Consider the following 17781-nt stretch of genomic DNA (forward strand, 5'->3'; position numbering starts at 1 on the left):
CACTTGCCAATACCCGCCAGTCCGCTCCCGGCCCCAATCCGGTCATTCAAAACTAAGTGCGGATAGGATGCACGCCCGGCAATTTTTGAGCAGTGTCGTCGGAACACGAGATTCAGGCGTATAGCTTACGACTGCAGACTCCTATTCGGCAACTATACGCGCCGAATACCTGTAAGCAGTGGCTCCGAAATCTAGGTTAAGTGTAGTCCAGGTGTCTTTTTAGCTGACTCCTGTGGCTTGGTGGCGTCAACCAAACGATATCTGGAACAGTGGTTTAGCAGAAATTCGATCCAAGCTGCTTGACAGTATGATAGCTGTGGATAGATTAGTGGTAAGACCACGGTTTGGACACGCGATGACAGAAAAGAAATCAATCCGACGCGAAACGCAGGAAGCTGGTGCACATAACCGTGTCTCTGCATTCCTTCGCGACCAGTTGCTGTCTGGGGAATTGAAGGCTGGCGATTGCCTTTTGCCTGAGCGAGAACTCGCAGCCATGCTTAACGTCAGCCGGCCTGTGCTCAGGGAAGCCCTTCGCGCGCTTTCCATGATCGGCGCCGTTGAGATCAGGCATGGCGTCGGCACGATTGTTAAAAGGCCGGACGCATCGGCACTGGGCGATGTATTTAGCTTCATGCTCGCACATGGCTCGGATATCACGAGTGACATCATGGAGGCCAGAAAGGCCATCGAGCACCACGCCGTCCGTCTGGCGTGTCAGCGAGCGACAGAACAGGATTTTGCGAATATCGCAATTGCGTTGCGGCAAATCATCGAGACGATAGAGAATCCGGATGCGGGCGGCACTGCAGACTTCAAATTCCACGAGGCAATCGTCACTGCGTCACACTCGCCGACGCTGGTCACGATCTATGCCTCGATATCGCAGCTCATGATGCGCTCGCACCTGGAACGCCGCGAGAAGATAATTCAAGTCGAAGGAATCGAGGAGTTCCTGATTGATCATCATCGATTGATCCTCGAGGCCCTTGCCGCCCGCGATCGCGTTCAGGCCGATGATCTGCTGCATCAGCACTTCGAAATCGGAGCCGATTTTCGGCGCCGGGCGAGTCTGTACGAACTGGCAAAGGGAACCAGTGTTTCAGACTAGTTCATTCATTCATCAGGGAGGATATTCATGAATATTGTCGTTGGAAGCGACCATGCGGGCTTTCCGTTGAAAGCTGACGTGATTGAGGTTCTCAAAGAGCTCGGTCATCAGGTGGAAGACATTGGTAGCTTCACGCCGGATCCTGTCGATTTCCCTGACATAGCAGGCCTGCTCTGCAAGAAGGTGCGGGATGGTTCTGCCGAACGTGGCGTTCTTGTTTGCGGGACTGGCGTTGGCGCCGCCATCGCGGCAAACAAGATCAACGGCATCCGCGCAGCCGTCTGCCACGACGTCCATTCCGCGCACCAGAGCGTGGAGCATGATGACGTGAATGTCATGTGCATCGGCGCAAAAATCGTCGGGTCATGGCTCGCTCGCGACTTGGTCGTGTCCTATCTGAACGCTCGGTTCGACCGCAACGAAGATTTCGTCCGCCGTGTCGAAAAACTTTCCGCGTTGGAAAATGCGCATTCAGTCGCGTGACCGAAAGACTGGAGAGCAGACATGGGGACTAGCAACTTTCCAAAGATCGCGTTCATCGGGCTCGGCGTGATGGGTCGGGAGATGGTCCGTCATCTCATCACGGCTGGTTATCCGGTGAAAATCTATGACATTTCGTCAGATGCTGTCTCAGCACTTGCAAAGCAGGGGGGCATTGCTTCGGATAGTGTCGCCACCGCGGTATGCGATGCACAGATCGTAATCTCGATGCTTCCCAACACGCCTCAGGTTGAAGAAGTCGTATATCGGGACGGCATAATCGATCACATGCCTGGTGGGGGAATTTACATCGACATGAGTACGATTTCACCGGAGGCTACACGGGCCATGGCTTCGGCTTTGGCTGCCAAATCCATCTTCATGCTCGACGGCCCGGTTTCGGGGGGGCCGATTGGTGCAAAGAACGCTGCATTATCGATCATGGTCGGAGGCGAGCGGGCTGCTTTCGAACGCGCCGAAAAGGTGTTCAAAGTCATGGGTGCGACCGTGACGCATGTCGGGGCCCCGGGCGCTGGCCAGACCGTGAAGCTTTGCAACCAGCTCGTCTGCGCGGTCAACATCCAGGCAGTCTGCGAGGCTCTTGCTCTCGGTCGTGCCAGCGGCGTCGATCTTGATCAGATGCGAGATGTCCTGCTCGGCGGGTCAGCTTCCTCCTGGATGCTCGACAAGCTCGGTCCGGCGATGATCGCTGGAGATGCCAGCGCTGGGTTCCGCATCGACCTGATGCTCAAAGACCTCCGACTTGTCCTGGAAATGGCGGGACAGAAGGATGTTCCGCTTCCTGCTACGTCGCTTGTCACCTCGCAATATGTCGAGGCGAGGGCGCATGGCGAAGGATCGAACGGCAACCAAGCGCTTTTCAGGGTCTATGACCGGATGACGGGACAGAACCTGCCGCGACACATGGCAGTCAGACCATGACCTTCGATTTCTCAGTCGTCCTCCTCCGCTGGCAAATGCTGGTCGATGGCATGGCGCTGACGGCGCAATTGGCCCTGATCACGACAGTGACCGGCTTCATTATTGGGACAGCATGTGCGATAGCGCGCCGATCCGGCGGACCGGTGTTGCGCAGGTTTGCCACCACATATGTCGAAAGCATTCGTAATACGCCGTTCCTCGTCCAGATATTTGTGATCTATTTCGGCCTGTCCAGCCTTGGGTATTCGTTCGGCGCAATTTTCGTGGCCGTCGTAGCTCTGACAGTCAATGTCGGAGCCTATACCGCCGAGATCATGCGCGCAGGGTTTGATTCTATCCAGAAGGGGCAATGGGAAGCGGGGGAGTGTCTGGGCCTGTCTTCAACGCAGCTTTACTGGCATGTGGGGCTTCGTCCTGCGATGGAGCGGGTTTATCCAGCCCTCACAAGTCAGTTCATCCTGCTGATGCTTGCTTCCTCGGTGACCTCCCAGATTTCTGCCGAAGAACTCACCGCTGCCGGCAACTTCATCCAGTCGGAAACCTACCGACCGTTTGAAACCTATCTCGTCATCGCAGTCATCTACCTCTTCCTTTCCCTCGGGATGCGAGCGCTTTTCTGGGGGCTGGGCATGGCATTGTTCCCGCGCCGCCGCAGGCTCGGGACGCCGTTGTAAGGGAGGCGAGCAGTGACCACCGCATTCAACCACAACCATCTGATGTTCCTTCTCGAAGGCGCTCTTTGGACCGTCATCCTTACCGGAATGGCATTTATCGGAGGAGGAATTGTTGGCTTCATCGTTGCGCTCGGTCGTATCACGCCATCGCGTGCACTCCGCCTCATTGCGGCGACCTATGTCCAGCTCATCCAGGGCACGCCGCTCTTGGTCATCATGTTCATCATCTACTTCGGACTGCCGACACTTGGGTTGTCGATCACGCCATTGTTTGCAGCCGGCATCTCACTGACAATCTATGTCAGCGCCTACCTTGGAGAGATTTGGCGGGGTTGCTTGGAATCAGTACCAAAGGCGCAGTGGGAGGGGGCTGAGTGCCTTGCGCTTTCTCGAACACAGCGCATGTTCAAAGTGATCCTTCCACAGGCGGTTCGGATCGCAACCCCACCAACCGTTGGCTTCAGTGTTCAGATCGTCAAGAACACGTCGCTCGCATCGGTCGTCGGTTTCGTTGAACTGACGAGAGCGGGGCAGCTTATCAACAACTCGATTTTTGAGCCCTTTCTCATCTATCTTATCGTTGCCGCCCTCTATTTCTGCCTTTGCTTCCCTCTGTCAGCATTCAGCCAACGGCTTGAGAACATGGGGCCGAGACGGCGCATTCGAAAAGAGCCGGAAGCACAGGGTACAGCAATCCAGGGAGGGTGATCATGGTCATGATCGCACTAAATCAAGTCAAGAAGAGCTTCGGCGCGGTTCCCGTCCTTCAGGGAGTAAGTTTTTCCGTAGAGAAGGGGCAGGTCGCGGCACTGATCGGTGCAAGCGGCTCCGGAAAGAGTACCGCGCTGCGATGCGTCGATCGTCTCGAAGTGATCGATAGCGGTGAGATCATCGTGGCCAACCACAAGGTTCATGACCCAAAGCTTGATCTCCACAAACTCCGCCTTGACGTCGGCATCGTGTTTCAAAGCTACAACCTTTTCCCACATCTCACGATCGAAGAGAACGTCATGCTTGCGCCGCGCTCGGTGAAGAAAATCCCGAAGGATGAGGCGCGCGAAATGGCGCGGGCTGCGCTCGAACGCGTCGGGCTCGATGAGAAGGCTAACCACTATCCCGAGCAATTATCGGGCGGACAGCAGCAGCGAGGCGCTATCGCGCGATCGCTCGCGATGGAACCGAAAGTGATGCTATTCGATGAGGTCACTTCCGCCCTCGACCCAAAACTGACCGGAGAGGTGCTACGAGTGATCGAAAAACTCGCAGAAAGCGGGATGACGATGATCATGGTTACCCACGAAATGAACTTCGCACGCAAGGTCGCCGATCGTGTGATCTTCATGCACCGCGGGCTCGTTCACGAGGAGGGGGACGCATCGATCTTGAATGCACCCATGACATTGGAGCTCGAGGACTTCTTGAGCCACGATCTATGAGATAAAACAAAATGGAGGAGAATGTAATGTTGAAGAGGTTTCTCGTATTAGGCATCGTAGGGGCGATGCTGACTGCTCAAGGCGTTCCGGCCATGGCCGATACATACGCCGACATCATCGCAGCAAAGAAAATTCGGGTGTCGACGGACTTGGCAATTCCTCCGTCCGGCATGCTTGATGCCAATCTCAAACCCGTGGGTTCCGATGTTGAAACCGCGCAGCTTCTCGCAAAGGACTGGGGTGTTGAGCTGGAGTTCATTCAGACAACGGGCGCCACGCGTATTCCGAACCTCCAAACGAACAAGGCTGACATCGTCATCTCAACGCTGTCGGTAACCCCGGAGCGAGCACAGGTCATAGATTTTTCGAAGCCATATGCGGGACTGGTCTCGGTAATTGCCGCCCCGGCAGCATCTCCGATCAAGGATTGGGCAGATCTGAAGGGACAATCAGTAACCGTAACACGTGGTACGACACAGGATAGTGAACTGACGAAGCTCGCAGGCGAGCATGGTTTTACTGTCACCCGCTACGACGATGACGCGACGATGGTTACGGCAGCTGTGTCAGGTCAGGCCAAGGCGATTGCGACATCAGCCACGCTCGTGAAACAGATTCACGACAAGAATCCAACATTGGCTTTCGAGCCGAAGATAACGATCCGCGTTTTGAACCTTGCAATTGGTGTGAATAAGAATGAACCTGAATTGCTCGCCAAACTTGACGAATGGATTGTGGCAAACCTCCAAAATGGCAAGTTAAACGAGATCTACCAAAAGTATCATGGTACACCGCTTCCAAAAGAAATCGTGGACGCGAAATAAGGCACGTTTGGTGGCCGCGCCGGGTACTCTTATCCGGCGCTTCACATACATATGATGCTTAATGATGCCTTCGCATCCGTAGGCCGCGCAGTTGCATTATCAGCGGTTGGCCATTTGGCGGATTCTGACTGGCAATCAAAGCCGCGATTGCCTGCTTAGCACCTTCATGCCGGTCGCTCGGGTGCTGTGGGTGAAAATCCGAAAAGGGGCGTCCAGTAGGGTCGTGTCACTATACAAGTTGGAAGAGATATCGGATTTAGACCGTTCGTTTACTTGACTGAATTAACGGTTAGAGCGGAATTTATTTCGATGGAGTACAGGTTGCTACCGAAGTGGGATATGCTGCACGACAATCCCCTGTTGTTATTCAGGGGGTTGTCGGATTTTGCAGATGTTTGGTATTGATTACTTGTAAGCGGAAACCACAATCTCTATCAGCGTATCACCACCCAGATCGGCAACGCCAACAGTTGCACGGGTTGGCAGCAGCGAAGGATCAATCCATTCCTTCCAGACCTTATCCATTTCAGGCTTCTTGTTGAGATCCGTTACGAAGATGGTTGCTGCCAGAAGCTTGGTCTTGTCCGTGCCTGCCTGCGCCAGATAGCTGTCGAGCTTGGCGAGGATTTCGCTGGTCTGACCGGCCATATCCAGGCTTTCGTCATCACAGGTGGTTCCACCGACATAGACAATGCCATTGTGTTCGACGACGCGATGCATAATCGGCGTCTGAATGAAACGCTCAGCCATAGTTCAATCCTTTCAGATGGTTGGGGAGTTATCCGGTTGTTCGCCGGTGACGGCGAAAACAGCATCGGGGGTTTGAGGCAGTGCTGCGATTTCGCAGAGCGGCACCGGTTTCACCGGAGCGCGCAGACGATAGAAACCGACCGTTTGAGGTGCACGGTTTTGCACCTCGGCCAATATTTCCGTGACGGTGGAACTGCACATGCGACCCTGACAGGGACCCATACCGCAGCGCAACATGGTTTTAAGCTGGTTGGGACCAGCAATACCGCAGGCGGCTGCATCGCGGATTGCGCCTGTAGTCACTTCTTCGCAACGACAGACAATCGTGTCCCGATTCAAAGGTGCGCGAAATGCTTGTGCAGGCAGATAAAGCGCGTCGATAAAGGATCGCCCGCGTTCGACGCGTCGCGCTTGCGCCTGCAGCTTTACGATTTTTGACGCCAACGCTGTTGCCAGCGCTGGAAAGATATCCTGACAAGCCGCGAGCGCAGCGATACGCCCGCTCTGCTCGGCAACCAATGCACCGCCAATGCCGCTGCCGTCACCAGCAATATAGATGGCCGGTATGGACGAACGCCCGTTGCCGTCGTGTTGCGGCTGAAAGCATTTCTGGCCATCGTTCCAAATCAGAGCGCAGCCCGAAGCATTGGCGAGATTGTTGTTGGGGATCACACCCTGATGCAGGAAGACGCTTTCGACAGCAAGCTTGTGCGTTTTGCCTTTGGCCGAAAAGCAGATCGCTTCAGCTTCGTCTTTTCCCTCAATGGCGATATCGGTGACACCGGAATAAACCGGTACCGACTTGCGCACCTTCAAAAGCAGGGAAAGCCCCTTCAAGGCATAGGTGGAGAAAAGGAATGAGAGCAGGTTCGGCACAGCTTTCGCGTAATTTGCGCCGGGCGTCGTATCGAGCAGTGCGGTAACCTTGCCGCCCGCCTGCAACAGCTGCGCGGCGAACATGTAGAGCAGCGGGCCGGTTCCCGCCAGAACCACATTTCCGTTGGGCAGGAGGCCGGAAGCCTTCAACGCAATCTGTGCTGCGCCGATGGTCATAACACCCGGCAATGTCCAGCCCCTGACAGGCATCGGGCGCTCCATCGCACCGGTCGCGAAGATCACGCGGCGCGCTGAAACAATCCCGCTCTTGCCGCTTACCGATACGCGCAGATCAACGCCGTTGTTGTCGCCATCCTGTGGTTCCACACTCCAGACGAGGGCCTGCGGCACATAGGTGGCATTGCTGGCGATAAACGCTTTCAGGACTTCTTTGCCCCGCCAGTAGTCGGTGCCGAGAAACGGCCTGCGGGCAGTCGTATTGTGTTCGATGCCACGGTAAATCTGGCCGCCGGCGGCAGGGTTCTCATCGAACAGAACCACATTAGCGCCAGCGGCGCTTGCCTCTGCGGCTGCCGACATGCCTGCTGGTCCCGCGCCGATAATGGCGAGGTCATAAAACGCATTGAGCGCATGAATACTGGAAACTCTCTTGAGCATTGTCGTCATGGTTCCACCCGACGCGCACCGGTCTGGGAAGAAATGATCATTCCATTGGCCACAAGCGTCATGCAAGCCTGGCGGTTCTGAACGCTATCAATGGTGACCAGACATTCAAAGCAGATGCCCATCAGGCAATAGGGCGCTCGCGGTTGATCACCAACGACGCTGTTTCTGAGCCGGTTGATACCCTCTCCAAGCAGCGCTGCGGCGACAGTTACATTGGCAGGTACCGTCAAGGTACGCGCATCGAATGTGATCGTCACGGTTTCCTCTGGTGTCTCAGTTTTAAGGAACATTTTAGGAGACATGAAACCTCCGGCCTGAGAACGCCTCACCAGCAAGTTGTTTGGCATCGGCTGCTATTTCCTGCGCCACGATCAGGGCATGGTTGGCTGCAAGCGTGACGCCGGAATGGCACATGACGGCGTAAGCGCCCGGGTGGCTTTCGGATTGTTCGTAGATCGGCAGGCCGTCCGGTGTCTTGACCCGAAACCCGGCCCAACTGCGAATGACATTGACCTCGGCCAGATGTGGGAATGTCCGCACTGCTCTGTTGGCCAGAACCGCGCTGATGTCCTGATTGGTGGCGATCCGGTCCGTGTGGGTTTCCTGACTGTCGCCGATCATGACGCCGCCTTCATCCGCTTGCCGCAGCGTGGCCGCTGTATAGGGGAAGAAGGGCGCGCATTTCTCCGTTACAAGAATTTGGCCTTTGCTGCGCACAACCGGCGTATCAAGACCGACACTCTTGGCAAGCTCTGCATTGCCGTTGCCCGCAGCAAGAATGACGCGCTCGGTGAAGACCTCACCCCATGCGCCACTTAGGAGAAAGCCGCCGTTTTGCGGGGTGATGGACGAGACTTCGCAATGCGGTTCGTAGGCAGCGCCGAGTTTGATCATGCCCGTATGCAATGCGCGAAACAGGCGTAGCGAATTCACGTCGCCGTCCATCGGCGAATAGATCGAGCCGATCACATCCCGACCGATGGAGGGAACCATTTTGGCCGTTTCCTGATGGTCGAGCACGACATGTTCGGGGGCGTCATCGCCAAGTTCCCGCGCCACTGTCGCGACGTCTTCGGCAAACATTTGAAGCTCGCGCTCGTCGAGGCAGAAGGTAAAGGCACCCGTCTGCTTCAACGCCACATCAAGTCCGGTGATATCCCGCAATTCATCTGCAAAAGCGGGCCACAGGCGTGCAGATTGCATTGTCCAACGGGCATAGTGCGGTGCGCCTACGCCTTTGCCCTGTACCCAGATGAGCGCGAAGTTGGCACGGGATGCGCGCAGGGATAGGTCTTCTCCATCGAGAAGCATTGGACGCAGACCGGATCGGGCGAGACCCCAGGCGATGGCAGAGCCAACCAGTCCCGCTCCGATAATGACTATGTTCTGATCCGGCAATCTGCGCATTCGTAAGTTCAATCTGTTGTCACAGCGTTGTCAGGGGTGGGCCAGATGAGGGTCTGGCCCGATTGTGTTGGCTCAGTTTTGCGGGCTAACGTCCACCTTGAACCACTTCTGGGAAAGCTTCTTCACCGTGCCGTCGGCAATCGCGGCCTGAATGGCTGTATCGAAGCGACCCTTCAGGGTGGTATCTTCCTTGCGCAGACCGACGCCGATCATGCCGAAGACCTTGCCCGAAAACAGTGGGCCAGCCAGCTTCGCGCCCTTCATGTCGTCCTTTTCCAGCGCAGCAGCGAGAACCGTGGCATTGGCGACGACCGCATCCACACGACCGCTGGTCAGGTCGAAATTGTGTTCCTCCGCGGTTTTATACTCGCGTACGTCCGCGCCATCCTTGAAGTACTGTTCCATGAAGGCGGAAGCGGTTGTGGAACCCTGAACGCCGACGGTCTTGCCGTTGATTTTCGCGGCGATTTCCTCGAGCACCGGCTTGGCCGCATCGGAATCGACATTCAGCGGCTTGCCGCTTTCCGGCAAATCGGCGAGGTCGCTGTCATCCATGACTGCGAAGGAGTTGATGGCTGCCGCATAAGGCGACGAAAACGCGATCACTTCCTCACGCTTCGGCGTGATGCTCATGCCCGCCATGATGGCATCATACTTGCCAGCGGTCAGCGATGGAATGATGCCGTCCCAGTTCTGAGCGGTGATTTCGCATTTCGCTTTCAGGCGCTCGCAAAGGTCTTTGGCGAGATCGATCTCGAAGCCTTCCAGCACACCGTTCGGGCCGGAGAAATTCCACGGCGCATAAGCACCTTCGGTCGCGATGCGCACAACATCTTCGGCCTGCGCGGTCGGTGCGACGGCGAGAACGCCGAGGACGGAAAGGACGATTTTCAGTTTCATATGTTCACCTCTATTAGAAAACCGATTGATCGGTTCATGCGTTTTGTTTGGAAATGAATTGCCGGAACCGTTCGCTTTTGGGGTTGCCAAAAACCTCGTCGGGCGTGCCTTCTTCTTCAATCACGCCCTGACGCAGAAACACGACGCGGCTGGAAACATCGCGGGCGAAGCCCATCTCATGGGTCACGACCAGCATGGTACGCCCCTCTGCCGCCAGATCGCGCATGACCTTCAGCACCTCGGCTACCAGTTCGGGGTCGAGCGCGGAGGTCGGTTCGTCGAACAGCATGATCTTCGGACGCATCGCTAGCGCGCGGGCAATCGCCGCGCGTTGCTGCTGGCCGCCGGAAAGATGCGCTGGATAGAAATTGCGCTTATCGGCTATGCCAACCCGCTCCAGCAGTGCTTCGGCTTCGGCAATGCACTCTGACCGGTTTCGCTTCTGTACATACACAGGCGCTTCGATCAGATTTTCCAGGATAGTCAGATGGGACCAAAGGTTGAACGACTGAAACACCATCGTCGCCTGGCCGCGCAGCCGCTGAACCTGTTTCGCATCGGCTGGACGAGGCGCGCGTCCGGACTGTTGGTCGAGCTTGTATGCCTCGCCGTGAATAGCCACGCTGCCTGCATCCGGCACTTCCAGCATATTGATGCAGCGCAGCAGAGTGGATTTGCCTGAACCTGACGCGCCCAGAATGGAGATGACTTCACCGTGGTGGGCCTGCAAGGAAACTGAATGCAGAACCTTGTGCGCGCCGTAACATTTCTCGAGGTTCTTGATCTCGACCGCAGGCGTTTCGAAACGTTGCATTATGAGTTTCCTCCGGCGGCATGCACGATGACAGGCTGACGCTGGGCCGCCGACAGGCGGTATTCCAGCAGTTTGAAGATTCTGGTGACCACGAAGTTCAAGATGAGATAAATCGCGCCTGCACAGATGAAGATTTCGACAGGGCGATAGGTGGCGGAAATCAGCTTGGCCGCCAGCCCCGTTACCTCCATCATGGTGATGGTTGATGCCAGCGCCGTGGACTTCACCATCAAGATGACTTCGTTCGAATAGGCGGGCAGCATCTGTCGCAACGCTTGCGGGGCCAGAATGCGACGGACGAGGGTGAAGCCGCTCATGCCATAAGCGCGCGCCGCTTCGATCTGCCCGGTCGCAACCGACAGAACGCCGCCACGAATGATTTCGGCGCTATAGGCAGCCGTATTGAGTGCAAGAGCCAGCACCGCGCACCAATAGGGCTCTCGCAGAAACGGCCAGAGAAAGCTCCTGCGCAGTTCTGGAAACTGGCTGAGGCCGTAATAGATAATGTAGAGTTGCACGAGCAGCGGGGTGCCGCGCAGCACGAAGATATAACCTCGTGCAATGAGGCCCAGTATCAGATTGCCCGACAGACGCATCGTAGCCAGTATGGTGGCCAGCACGGCTCCGCTGATAACTGATAGCGCCATCAGTTGCAGCGTCAGAGGAATACCGCGACAAAGCTGAAAGAAACTGTCGAACATGAACGGCAGGTCGAGAAAGTTCATACCGCCCTCCGGATGCCGCGCATGGCGCGCTTTTCGGCGTTCTTGAACAGCAAGCCCGATATGAATGTGATGAGGAGATAAAGTAGCCCCGCGGTCAGAAAGAAGGTGAACGGCTTGCGGGTCGATCCAGCGCCGATTTGCGCCTGACGCATCAGTTCAACCAGTCCAACGACTGAAATCAGTGCGGATTCTTTCAAAACGAGCTGCCAGACATTACCGATGCCCGGAATGGCGAAGCGTGCCGCCTGCGGAACCATGATGCGGCGAAACAGCAGACGTGGTGGCATGCCATAGGCTTTGGCAGCTTCGATTTCGCCTTTGGGGAGCGCAAGCACTGCACCGCGATAGACTTCGGCCTGATAAGCGCCCGAAACCACACCGATGGCCAGTGCACCGGTGATGAAGATTGGCGCGCTGACGAAACCTTGCGCGCCGAACAAGGCGCCAATCTGGCCCAACACCGCACTGCTGCCGAAATAGAACAGGTAGATGACCAGAAGATCGGGGATGCCGCGAAGCACTGTCGAATAGCCGTCAGCCGCAATTCTGAGAATGCGCTGTGACGAAAATGACGCGGCAGCGGCAATCATGCCGAACACTGCGCCCGCCGCAAAACCGCAAAAGGCTACCGCGAGTGTTATGCCGGTGGCCCGGAGCATATCATAGCCCCAGCCGTCTTCGGCAAAACCCATTAAGTCCAGATATGCGCTGACCCCACCCAACTGCCTAGTTCCCTTTTTTATATCCGGTGCTTTCGTCGCGCCGATACGTTTATGGGTGTGGTTTGACAGCGGGGCTCAATACAGTCAAATTAGAAATGAAGCCTAGAGCATAACCAAATATTATGGTGAAGCATGAACCTGCGTCAGGTCGAAGCGTTCCGAACTGTCATGCTGACCGGAAAAATGACGGCTGCAGCGGAACTAATGTCGATCACTCAGCCAGCGGTGAGCCGCCTGATCCGCGATTTTGAGATCGACACGAAACTCAAGCTCTTCAACCGGCGGGGAAACCAGCTGATCCCTACACAGGCGGCGATGACACTGTTGCAGGAAGTCGAGCGGGCCTATGTCGGGCTCAATCGCATCCGGAGTTTCGCCGACGAGATCAGCCGTCAGAATGCGGGCATGTTGCGGATCGCTGCCATGCCTGCGCTTGCAAACGGGATCATGCCGCGCTTTCTCGCTCGTTTTCTCAAGGAACGGCCCAATATCCATGCCTCTCTCAATGGCATTCCCTCTGCATTGGTGGTGGAAGCCGTCGCATCTGGTCAGGTCGATCTCGGTTTTGCTGATGGTCCGCTCGACAGACCCGGTTTCGATATCGAAACGAGAGCGATACCGGCCGTCGTTGCGGTTCCATTGGGACACCGTCTTGCAGATTATTCGGAAGTTTCCCCGGAGGATCTCGCCAATGAACGCATGATCACGCTGGAGCCGGGTTCGCTGTTTGCCATGCGTGTAGAGGTTGCGCTTGCACGCATTCCGCGGTCGGCCACCATTGAGACCCGCCTTTCGCACACAGCGCTGACACTCGTCGCTGAAGGTGTCGGCATAACAATCATTGATCCGTCCTCAGCAACGGATTTTCGCGGACGTGGAGTGGCGATCCGACCTTTTACGACCTTTGTCGATGCTGGCTTTCTGGTCATCCGCCGGAGCAACGGCCCTGACAACAGCCTGGCTGAACGTTTTATAGATGAGTTCTGGGCCTATCATGAGACGTTGCTGGCCGATGAATGAGGGGCACGCGTGGCCGCTGTATCAGCGCAGGGGAGGCTTGTATCCTTGCAACAGCGTGCATGCGTTGAATTTGGCAGAACAAACTGAGATTGCGCGGGTGCACCAGCCGCACGAGGCGGCGGGCAAGATCAGGGCGATCAATCGTGGTATTGAAGAAGAATCTCAGCGCCGATACTACACTGTTCATCGTCGGCACCGGGACGTCCTCGCTTTGCTGCCATATCTGGAACCGGCGCAAATCATCCACGGACGCGGTATCGGGAGGCCTCGCGAGAAAGCTGGCAAGTCGTCCGATGTCGCGCAGATAGTTGCGTTGAGTCTCGTGCCCGAAGTGGCGCAGGTTCATGTCGTCGATCAGGCGTTGACGAAGCGGGCTGATCGCGGGCGAATTCGGTTGGTTGTGCATGGTCAGGCTCCTTGTTGAAAAAACCCGTCATTCTCTGCTCGCTCCGAGCGGCACTCAATGCAGAGCGCGATGGTCGCTCTGTGCCTTCTACCTTAGTCGCACGCGCCTTCCCGCGAAGCGGGTTCGTTCCGACCTCGTTCAGGTCATTCAAAAGTTAGGTGAGGATGGACGGGGCGTCCAGCTAGGTTCGAGGGTGCCGCTGGGCACGCGCGTTTCAGTCGCACTGCCCATGACAATACTGAGAGGCTAATACTTGAACATCGTGTATCTATGGGGGCTTCGATGCGTAAGGCCATCGTATTGGGCGGATACGGGCTCATCGGCAGAGCGTGCATGGGAGCTTTGGAGAATGCAGGATTTGAAGTTGTCGGCGTAGGACGGTCGCGTCATGCGGCGCTTGCCGCTGATGCAAACGCGACATGGTTGATCCGTGACATACCAACCATCTCGGTCCACGAATGGCGATTGCTGCTGGGCAATGTCGATGTCGTAGTAAACGCTGCCGGAGCACTGCAAGACGGCGCGCGTGACGGTCTTGAAACCATCCACGTCGCGACGGTAGCTCGTCTGGTTGAGGCAACGAAGGACATTCCCTTACGGATTGTCCAGATTTCGGCGGCTGGCGTTGGAGCTGAAGCATCAACGGAGTTCTTTCGGTCAAAAGCGCGCGGCGACGAAATACTGGTGAGGAGCGGACGAGATTGCGTGATCCTGCGTCCAACGCTTGTTTTGTCGCCAGATGCCTACGGTGGCACAGCGCTTTTACGTGGCGTTGCTGGTTTACCGTTAGTTTTGCCGCGTGTTTTGCCTCATGCTCAGGTGCAAACTGTTCATATCGATGATGTAACAGAGGCAGTAGTGGCAGCGGCGAGGAGAAAACTGCCATCCGGGCTTATTGCCGATCTCACCGAACCCGAAGTTCAAAGTTTTTCCGAACTCGTTGACCGCTTCAGGCAATGGCAGGGATTTTCGTCTCCGTGGTTGCGCCCGAAAGTGCCCGCACCGGTGCTGAAATCAGTGGGGAAGTGCGCTGATCTGCTCGGCTGGCTGGGGTGGCGATCACCGATGCGCAGCACTGCGTTACAGGCGCTTGCCGATGGGATACGAGGCGATCCGAGCGCGTGGCTTGAGGCGGGCGGTTACCCCTGTCGTTCGCTAGTTTCGACACTGAGAAGTCTGCCGTCCACGCGACAGGAACGGCTTTTCGCCCGGATGTATTTCATGCTGCCACTGGCCATCGCCACGCTTGCGCTGTTTTGGTGCGTGTCGGGCCTATTCGCTTTATTATCTCCGATGCGTGCTGTGGCAGTTCTCGAAGGACATGACGTCCCGGCATGGGTGGCAAGCATCACAGTGTATGGCGGCGCATTTGCAGATATCGGATTGGGCCTGGGAATCCTTTGGCGTTCGGCAACGCGCATTGCGGCAGTCGGAATGATAGTGCTTTCGGCCTGCTATCTCTTCGGTGGTCTGGTGGTTGCGCCAGATCTGTGGCTTGATCCACTTGGACCGATGGTCAAAGTGGTTCCAGCTATTGTTTTGGCAGCTATCGTTGCGATGATGCTGGAGGCGCGATGACCTATGATATTCTCCGTTTTCTGCATGTGATCGGTGCAACGGTCCTGCTTGGCACCGGCGCGGGTATCGCGTTTTTCATGGTCATCTCCAATCGCTCAGGAGACCCGCGGTCGATTGCCCATGTCGGTGGCATCGTCGTGTTGGCTGATACGGTTTTCACTGCAACTGCTGCCATTTTCCAGCCAGTCACCGGCTATTTGCTTGCACGTGAAGCAGGATGGCCTGTCCTGTCCGGTTGGGTTGGGCTTTCGTTGGCGCTCTACATCTTTGTTGGTGCATTCTGGCTGCCAGTTGTCTGGATGCAGATCCGGCTACGGAACATAGCGCGTCAGGCTGTTGTTGAAGGAAAACCGCTGCCGTCGGCCTATCACCGTCTCTATCGCTGGTGGATTGCTTTTGGTTTTCCGGCATTTGCAGCAGTATTGGCCATTATATGGCTGATGCTGACCAAGCCTTCAATTTAAAGACCGGCATCCCGATAGAGATGCAACGGGCTCTGCCATCTCGCCAGTCATCAAGGTCTGCGCCAATCCGGAAACCTGTCGCAAGCTAGCGGGAGACATGGATGTCGACGCTGGCAGAATCCTGGAGGGTCGAGCCACCCTAGACGAGGTCGGTAACGAAAGACTAGATCTCATAAAGAACGTGGCGCGCGGTGTAACAACCAAGTCGGAGCATCTGGGCCACCACGAGTTTATCCTGACCTACAAGATCTTTGAGCCGGTAGGCCCTGCTTGCCTGCCTACGATGCGGCAAGGATGTAAGAGTGGCGGCTGAACCTCTCAAAAAGCGCCTAATTGTGGATTGAATCTCATGAGACTTGGCACAAGCCATAGAAACATCACACTCAATTTGCATGGTTTGCTACAAAAGCCTGCGGGCGGGACCGACCTGCTGCGCTCTTAGATGCCATCGTGTTCCTGATCGTGGGGCTGTGTTATGAAGACATTCGACGCCATATTCATCGGCGCAGGCCAAGCGGGGCCTTTTCTTGCTGCTCGCATGGCAGCTCAGGGTCGCAAGGTCGCACTTATCGAACGAAAATACCTCGGTGGCACCTGCGTCAATGCCGGATGCATGCCGACCAAGACGCTGGTCGCGAGCGCTAGAGCCGCGCATGTCGCCAGCCGAGCAGCGGAATTCGGTGTGACAATCGTCGGACCCGTCGGCATTGATATGAAAACCGTTCAGGCAAGAGCCGAGAAAGTCATATTGAACGCGCGCAACAATCTCAAAACGTGGTTCGACGGACTCGATACGTTGACTGTCATACAAGGACAGGCACGGTTCGAAAACGCAACTACGGTATGCGTCAATGGCGAGAGGATGACAGCGCCCGAGATATTCCTCAATGTCGGAGCGCGCCCCGTCATCCCCGATTATCCGGGCATTGATAAAGTGCCCTATCTGACTAGCACGTCGATCATCGAGCTTGATAGGCTACCATATCATCTCGTGGTCATTGGCGGTAGTTATATAGGGCTTGAATTTGCGCAGATGTATCGCCGATTTGGCGCCCAAGTCACCATTATCGAGCGCGGTCCCCGCCTTGCCCCGCGCGAGGATGATGACGTGTCAGAAGCTATCGCAAATGTTCTCCAAAACGAGGGCATCACTGTGTACACGAATACCAACATCGTTTCATTTGCCAACAAAGGGTCGGAAATTGAAGTGACCACGGATCATGACGTGGTTCTTAGCAGTGACGTCCTGATCGCGACTGGAAGAAAGCCCAATACCGATGATCTTGGCCTGGACACCACAGGCGTGGAGATGGACAAACGCGGCTTCATCGTTACAGACGATACGCTGTCGACCAACGTCGATGGTATCTGGGCACTGGGCGACTGCAACGGACGGGGCGCGTTCACACACACTTCCTATAATGATTTCGAAATCGTGGCGGCAAACCTGTTGGATGGAGCGGAAAGAAAGGTGAGCGACCGCATTCCCGCCTATGCGCTCTATATTGACCCACCGCTCGGCCGGGTCGGCATGACCGAGCGAGATGCACGCGCATCCGGCAAAGACATTCTGGTTTCCGTACGGCCAATGAGCCGGGTCGGTCGGGCAATCGAACGTGCTGAAACGCAAGGTTTCATGAAACTTGTTGCAGATGCCGCGACAGGCCAGATACTTGGTGCTTCAATTCTAGGTATCGAGGGTGACGAAGCTATTCATGGTATCATCGACGCCATGAACGCACGCGTTTCCTATAGAGACTTAAAATGGGCCGTGCCCATACATCCAACTGTTTCGGAACTGATCCCGACATTAATCGACGGTCTCAAGTAGGATGGAACACGAAGCCGTTCCCGCATTTACTTGAGGTCATTAGGGTGCCAGACAGTGGCACTTCCGACGACGCAAACCCTTTCTGTTTACGGTAGATATCCGGCGCAGGCGCTGCGATTTCATGGCAGCTCTTTTGAGCTCTATCTCGACCGGCTCTTCAAAATAACCGACTTACGATGTGTTGTGGCAGGAAA

The 17781-nt window shown here is 56.0% G+C and carries 20 protein-coding genes and 1 pseudogene; 12 read left to right on the forward strand and 9 right to left on the reverse strand.

What is annotated here, in order from left to right; translation table 11 throughout:
- Positions 1-355: 355 nt before the first annotated feature.
- From AC1RHM_RS08335 to AC1RHM_RS08365, 7 genes are read left to right on the forward strand one after another with little or no spacing between them, the layout of a single operon-like run.
- Positions 356-1111 carry a FadR/GntR family transcriptional regulator gene (locus tag AC1RHM_RS08335; protein WP_094514975.1) on the forward strand — a complete coding sequence of 252 codons (756 nt, stop codon included), beginning with the start codon at positions 356-358 and terminating at the stop codon, positions 1109-1111.
- A 27-nt stretch (positions 1112-1138) separates the two neighbouring features.
- Entirely contained in the window at positions 1139-1594 is a 456-nt protein-coding gene (rpiB, locus tag AC1RHM_RS08340) for a ribose 5-phosphate isomerase B (RefSeq protein ID WP_094514976.1), read from the forward strand.
- 21 nt (positions 1595-1615) lie between these two features.
- Positions 1616-2533, forward strand: a complete 918-nt coding sequence (locus tag AC1RHM_RS08345) for an NAD(P)-dependent oxidoreductase (RefSeq protein WP_094514977.1) — start codon at positions 1616-1618, stop codon at positions 2531-2533.
- Entirely contained in the window at positions 2530-3207 is a 678-nt protein-coding gene (locus AC1RHM_RS08350) for an amino acid ABC transporter permease (RefSeq protein WP_151895770.1), read from the forward strand. Before AC1RHM_RS08345 ends, AC1RHM_RS08350 begins: the two co-directional genes overlap by 4 nt.
- Positions 3208-3219: 12 nt before the next feature.
- A complete protein-coding gene (locus tag AC1RHM_RS08355) occupies positions 3220-3915 on the forward strand; it encodes an amino acid ABC transporter permease (RefSeq protein WP_029928371.1) in 696 nt (231 codons plus the stop codon).
- A 2-nt stretch (positions 3916-3917) separates the two neighbouring features.
- The gene (locus AC1RHM_RS08360; protein ID WP_094514980.1) at positions 3918-4643 is read left to right on the forward strand and encodes an amino acid ABC transporter ATP-binding protein; all 726 of its coding nucleotides are present in this window, start codon (positions 3918-3920) and stop codon (positions 4641-4643) included.
- Between the two features lie 26 nt (positions 4644-4669).
- The gene (locus AC1RHM_RS08365; RefSeq protein WP_151895771.1) at positions 4670-5467 is read left to right on the forward strand and encodes a transporter substrate-binding domain-containing protein; all 798 of its coding nucleotides are present in this window, start codon (positions 4670-4672) and stop codon (positions 5465-5467) included.
- Between the two features lie 405 nt (positions 5468-5872).
- Here the strand turns inward: AC1RHM_RS08365 and AC1RHM_RS08370 are convergent, their stop codons facing one another.
- From AC1RHM_RS08370 to AC1RHM_RS08405, 8 genes are all read right to left on the reverse strand, one after another.
- Positions 5873-6217 carry a RidA family protein gene (locus AC1RHM_RS08370; RefSeq protein ID WP_006468219.1) on the reverse strand — a complete coding sequence of 115 codons (345 nt, stop codon included), beginning with the start codon at positions 6215-6217 and terminating at the stop codon, positions 5873-5875.
- Positions 6218-6229: 12 nt separating this feature from the next.
- Positions 6230-7720 (reverse strand): FAD/NAD(P)-dependent oxidoreductase, encoded by a 1491-nt coding sequence (locus tag AC1RHM_RS08375; protein WP_151895772.1) that lies wholly within the window; start codon positions 7718-7720, stop codon positions 6230-6232.
- Entirely contained in the window at positions 7717-8010 is a 294-nt protein-coding gene (locus AC1RHM_RS08380) for a (2Fe-2S)-binding protein (protein WP_010660306.1), read from the reverse strand. The genes AC1RHM_RS08375 and AC1RHM_RS08380 overlap by 4 nt, the downstream gene beginning before the upstream one ends.
- A gap of 1 nt (position 8011) precedes the next feature.
- The gene (locus AC1RHM_RS08385) at positions 8012-9127 is read right to left on the reverse strand and encodes an NAD(P)/FAD-dependent oxidoreductase (RefSeq protein WP_010660305.1); all 1116 of its coding nucleotides are present in this window, start codon (positions 9125-9127) and stop codon (positions 8012-8014) included.
- 72 nt (positions 9128-9199) lie between these two features.
- On the reverse strand, positions 9200-10027 hold the full coding sequence (locus tag AC1RHM_RS08390) for a lysine/arginine/ornithine ABC transporter substrate-binding protein (RefSeq protein WP_025091614.1): 828 nt from the start codon (positions 10025-10027) through the stop codon (positions 9200-9202).
- Between the two features lie 34 nt (positions 10028-10061).
- On the reverse strand, positions 10062-10841 hold the full coding sequence (locus tag AC1RHM_RS08395; RefSeq protein WP_094514988.1) for an ABC transporter ATP-binding protein: 780 nt from the start codon (positions 10839-10841) through the stop codon (positions 10062-10064).
- On the reverse strand, positions 10841-11566 hold the full coding sequence (locus AC1RHM_RS08400; RefSeq protein ID WP_151895773.1) for an ABC transporter permease: 726 nt from the start codon (positions 11564-11566) through the stop codon (positions 10841-10843). The genes AC1RHM_RS08395 and AC1RHM_RS08400 overlap by 1 nt, the downstream gene beginning before the upstream one ends.
- Positions 11563-12258, reverse strand: a complete 696-nt coding sequence (locus tag AC1RHM_RS08405; protein WP_010660301.1) for an ABC transporter permease — start codon at positions 12256-12258, stop codon at positions 11563-11565. Before AC1RHM_RS08405 ends, AC1RHM_RS08400 begins: the two co-directional genes overlap by 4 nt.
- 162 nt (positions 12259-12420) lie before the next feature.
- Between AC1RHM_RS08405 and AC1RHM_RS08410 the strand changes: the two genes are divergently transcribed.
- Positions 12421-13308 carry a LysR substrate-binding domain-containing protein gene (locus AC1RHM_RS08410; RefSeq protein WP_010660300.1) on the forward strand — a complete coding sequence of 296 codons (888 nt, stop codon included), beginning with the start codon at positions 12421-12423 and terminating at the stop codon, positions 13306-13308.
- On the opposite strand, the gene AC1RHM_RS08415 is transcribed toward AC1RHM_RS08410, so the two are convergent.
- Complete coding sequence (locus tag AC1RHM_RS08415) at positions 13259-13714, reverse strand: phage integrase N-terminal SAM-like domain-containing protein (protein WP_080574595.1); 456 nt, start codon at positions 13712-13714, stop codon at positions 13259-13261. The two genes, AC1RHM_RS08410 and AC1RHM_RS08415, sit on opposite strands and share 50 nt — an antisense overlap.
- A gap of 282 nt (positions 13715-13996) precedes the next feature.
- Between AC1RHM_RS08415 and AC1RHM_RS08420 the strand changes: the two genes are divergently transcribed.
- The 4 genes and pseudogenes from AC1RHM_RS08420 (at position 13997) to AC1RHM_RS08435 (ending at position 17587) form a co-directional block, all read left to right on the forward strand.
- Positions 13997-15292, forward strand: coding sequence for an SDR family oxidoreductase (locus tag AC1RHM_RS08420; protein WP_051129051.1), 1296 nt, complete (start codon positions 13997-13999; stop codon positions 15290-15292).
- Positions 15289-15756: a DUF2269 family protein gene (locus AC1RHM_RS08425; protein ID WP_492332508.1), complete on the forward strand. Its 468-nt coding sequence runs from the start codon at positions 15289-15291 to the stop codon at positions 15754-15756. The genes AC1RHM_RS08420 and AC1RHM_RS08425 overlap by 4 nt, the downstream gene beginning before the upstream one ends.
- 34 nt (positions 15757-15790) lie before the next feature.
- Positions 15791-16069 (forward strand): annotated as a pseudogene (locus AC1RHM_RS08430) (hypothetical protein); the annotation flags it as partial.
- 162 nt (positions 16070-16231) lie between these two features.
- Positions 16232-17587, forward strand: a complete 1356-nt coding sequence (locus AC1RHM_RS08435) for an FAD-containing oxidoreductase (protein WP_010660295.1) — start codon at positions 16232-16234, stop codon at positions 17585-17587.
- Positions 17588-17781 lie beyond the last annotated feature (194 nt).

The organism is Brucella sp. GW823-FHT04E01 (assembly GCF_058796175.1).

What these genes read in the sequence shown, in the direction of transcription:
- AC1RHM_RS08420 (WP_051129051.1), top strand. Translation starts at nt 13,997, where the DNA reads ATGCGTAAGGCCATCGTATTGGGCGGATACGGGCTCATCGGCAGAGCG.
- AC1RHM_RS08380 (WP_010660306.1), bottom strand. Translation starts at nt 8,010, where the DNA reads ATGTTCCTTAAAACTGAGACACCAGAGGAAACCGTGACGATCACATTC.
- AC1RHM_RS08370 (WP_006468219.1), bottom strand. Translation starts at nt 6,217, where the DNA reads ATGGCTGAGCGTTTCATTCAGACGCCGATTATGCATCGCGTCGTCGAA.
- AC1RHM_RS08415 (WP_080574595.1), bottom strand. Translation starts at nt 13,714, where the DNA reads ATGCACAACCAACCGAATTCGCCCGCGATCAGCCCGCTTCGTCAACGC.
- AC1RHM_RS08345 (WP_094514977.1), top strand. Translation starts at nt 1,616, where the DNA reads ATGGGGACTAGCAACTTTCCAAAGATCGCGTTCATCGGGCTCGGCGTG.
- AC1RHM_RS08400 (WP_151895773.1), bottom strand. Translation starts at nt 11,566, where the DNA reads ATGAACTTTCTCGACCTGCCGTTCATGTTCGACAGTTTCTTTCAGCTT.
- AC1RHM_RS08375 (WP_151895772.1), bottom strand. Translation starts at nt 7,720, where the DNA reads ATGACGACAATGCTCAAGAGAGTTTCCAGTATTCATGCGCTCAATGCG.
- AC1RHM_RS08365 (WP_151895771.1), top strand. Translation starts at nt 4,670, where the DNA reads ATGTTGAAGAGGTTTCTCGTATTAGGCATCGTAGGGGCGATGCTGACT.
- AC1RHM_RS08425 (WP_492332508.1), top strand. Translation starts at nt 15,289, where the DNA reads ATGACCTATGATATTCTCCGTTTTCTGCATGTGATCGGTGCAACGGTC.
- AC1RHM_RS08435 (WP_010660295.1), top strand. Translation starts at nt 16,232, where the DNA reads ATGAAGACATTCGACGCCATATTCATCGGCGCAGGCCAAGCGGGGCCT.
- AC1RHM_RS08350 (WP_151895770.1), top strand. Translation starts at nt 2,530, where the DNA reads ATGACCTTCGATTTCTCAGTCGTCCTCCTCCGCTGGCAAATGCTGGTC.
- AC1RHM_RS08385 (WP_010660305.1), bottom strand. Translation starts at nt 9,127, where the DNA reads ATGCGCAGATTGCCGGATCAGAACATAGTCATTATCGGAGCGGGACTG.
- AC1RHM_RS08405 (WP_010660301.1), bottom strand. Translation starts at nt 12,258, where the DNA reads ATGGGTTTTGCCGAAGACGGCTGGGGCTATGATATGCTCCGGGCCACC.
- AC1RHM_RS08395 (WP_094514988.1), bottom strand. Translation starts at nt 10,841, where the DNA reads ATGCAACGTTTCGAAACGCCTGCGGTCGAGATCAAGAACCTCGAGAAA.
- AC1RHM_RS08335 (WP_094514975.1), top strand. Translation starts at nt 356, where the DNA reads ATGACAGAAAAGAAATCAATCCGACGCGAAACGCAGGAAGCTGGTGCA.
- rpiB (WP_094514976.1), top strand. Translation starts at nt 1,139, where the DNA reads ATGAATATTGTCGTTGGAAGCGACCATGCGGGCTTTCCGTTGAAAGCT.
- AC1RHM_RS08410 (WP_010660300.1), top strand. Translation starts at nt 12,421, where the DNA reads ATGAACCTGCGTCAGGTCGAAGCGTTCCGAACTGTCATGCTGACCGGA.
- AC1RHM_RS08390 (WP_025091614.1), bottom strand. Translation starts at nt 10,027, where the DNA reads ATGAAACTGAAAATCGTCCTTTCCGTCCTCGGCGTTCTCGCCGTCGCA.
- AC1RHM_RS08360 (WP_094514980.1), top strand. Translation starts at nt 3,918, where the DNA reads ATGGTCATGATCGCACTAAATCAAGTCAAGAAGAGCTTCGGCGCGGTT.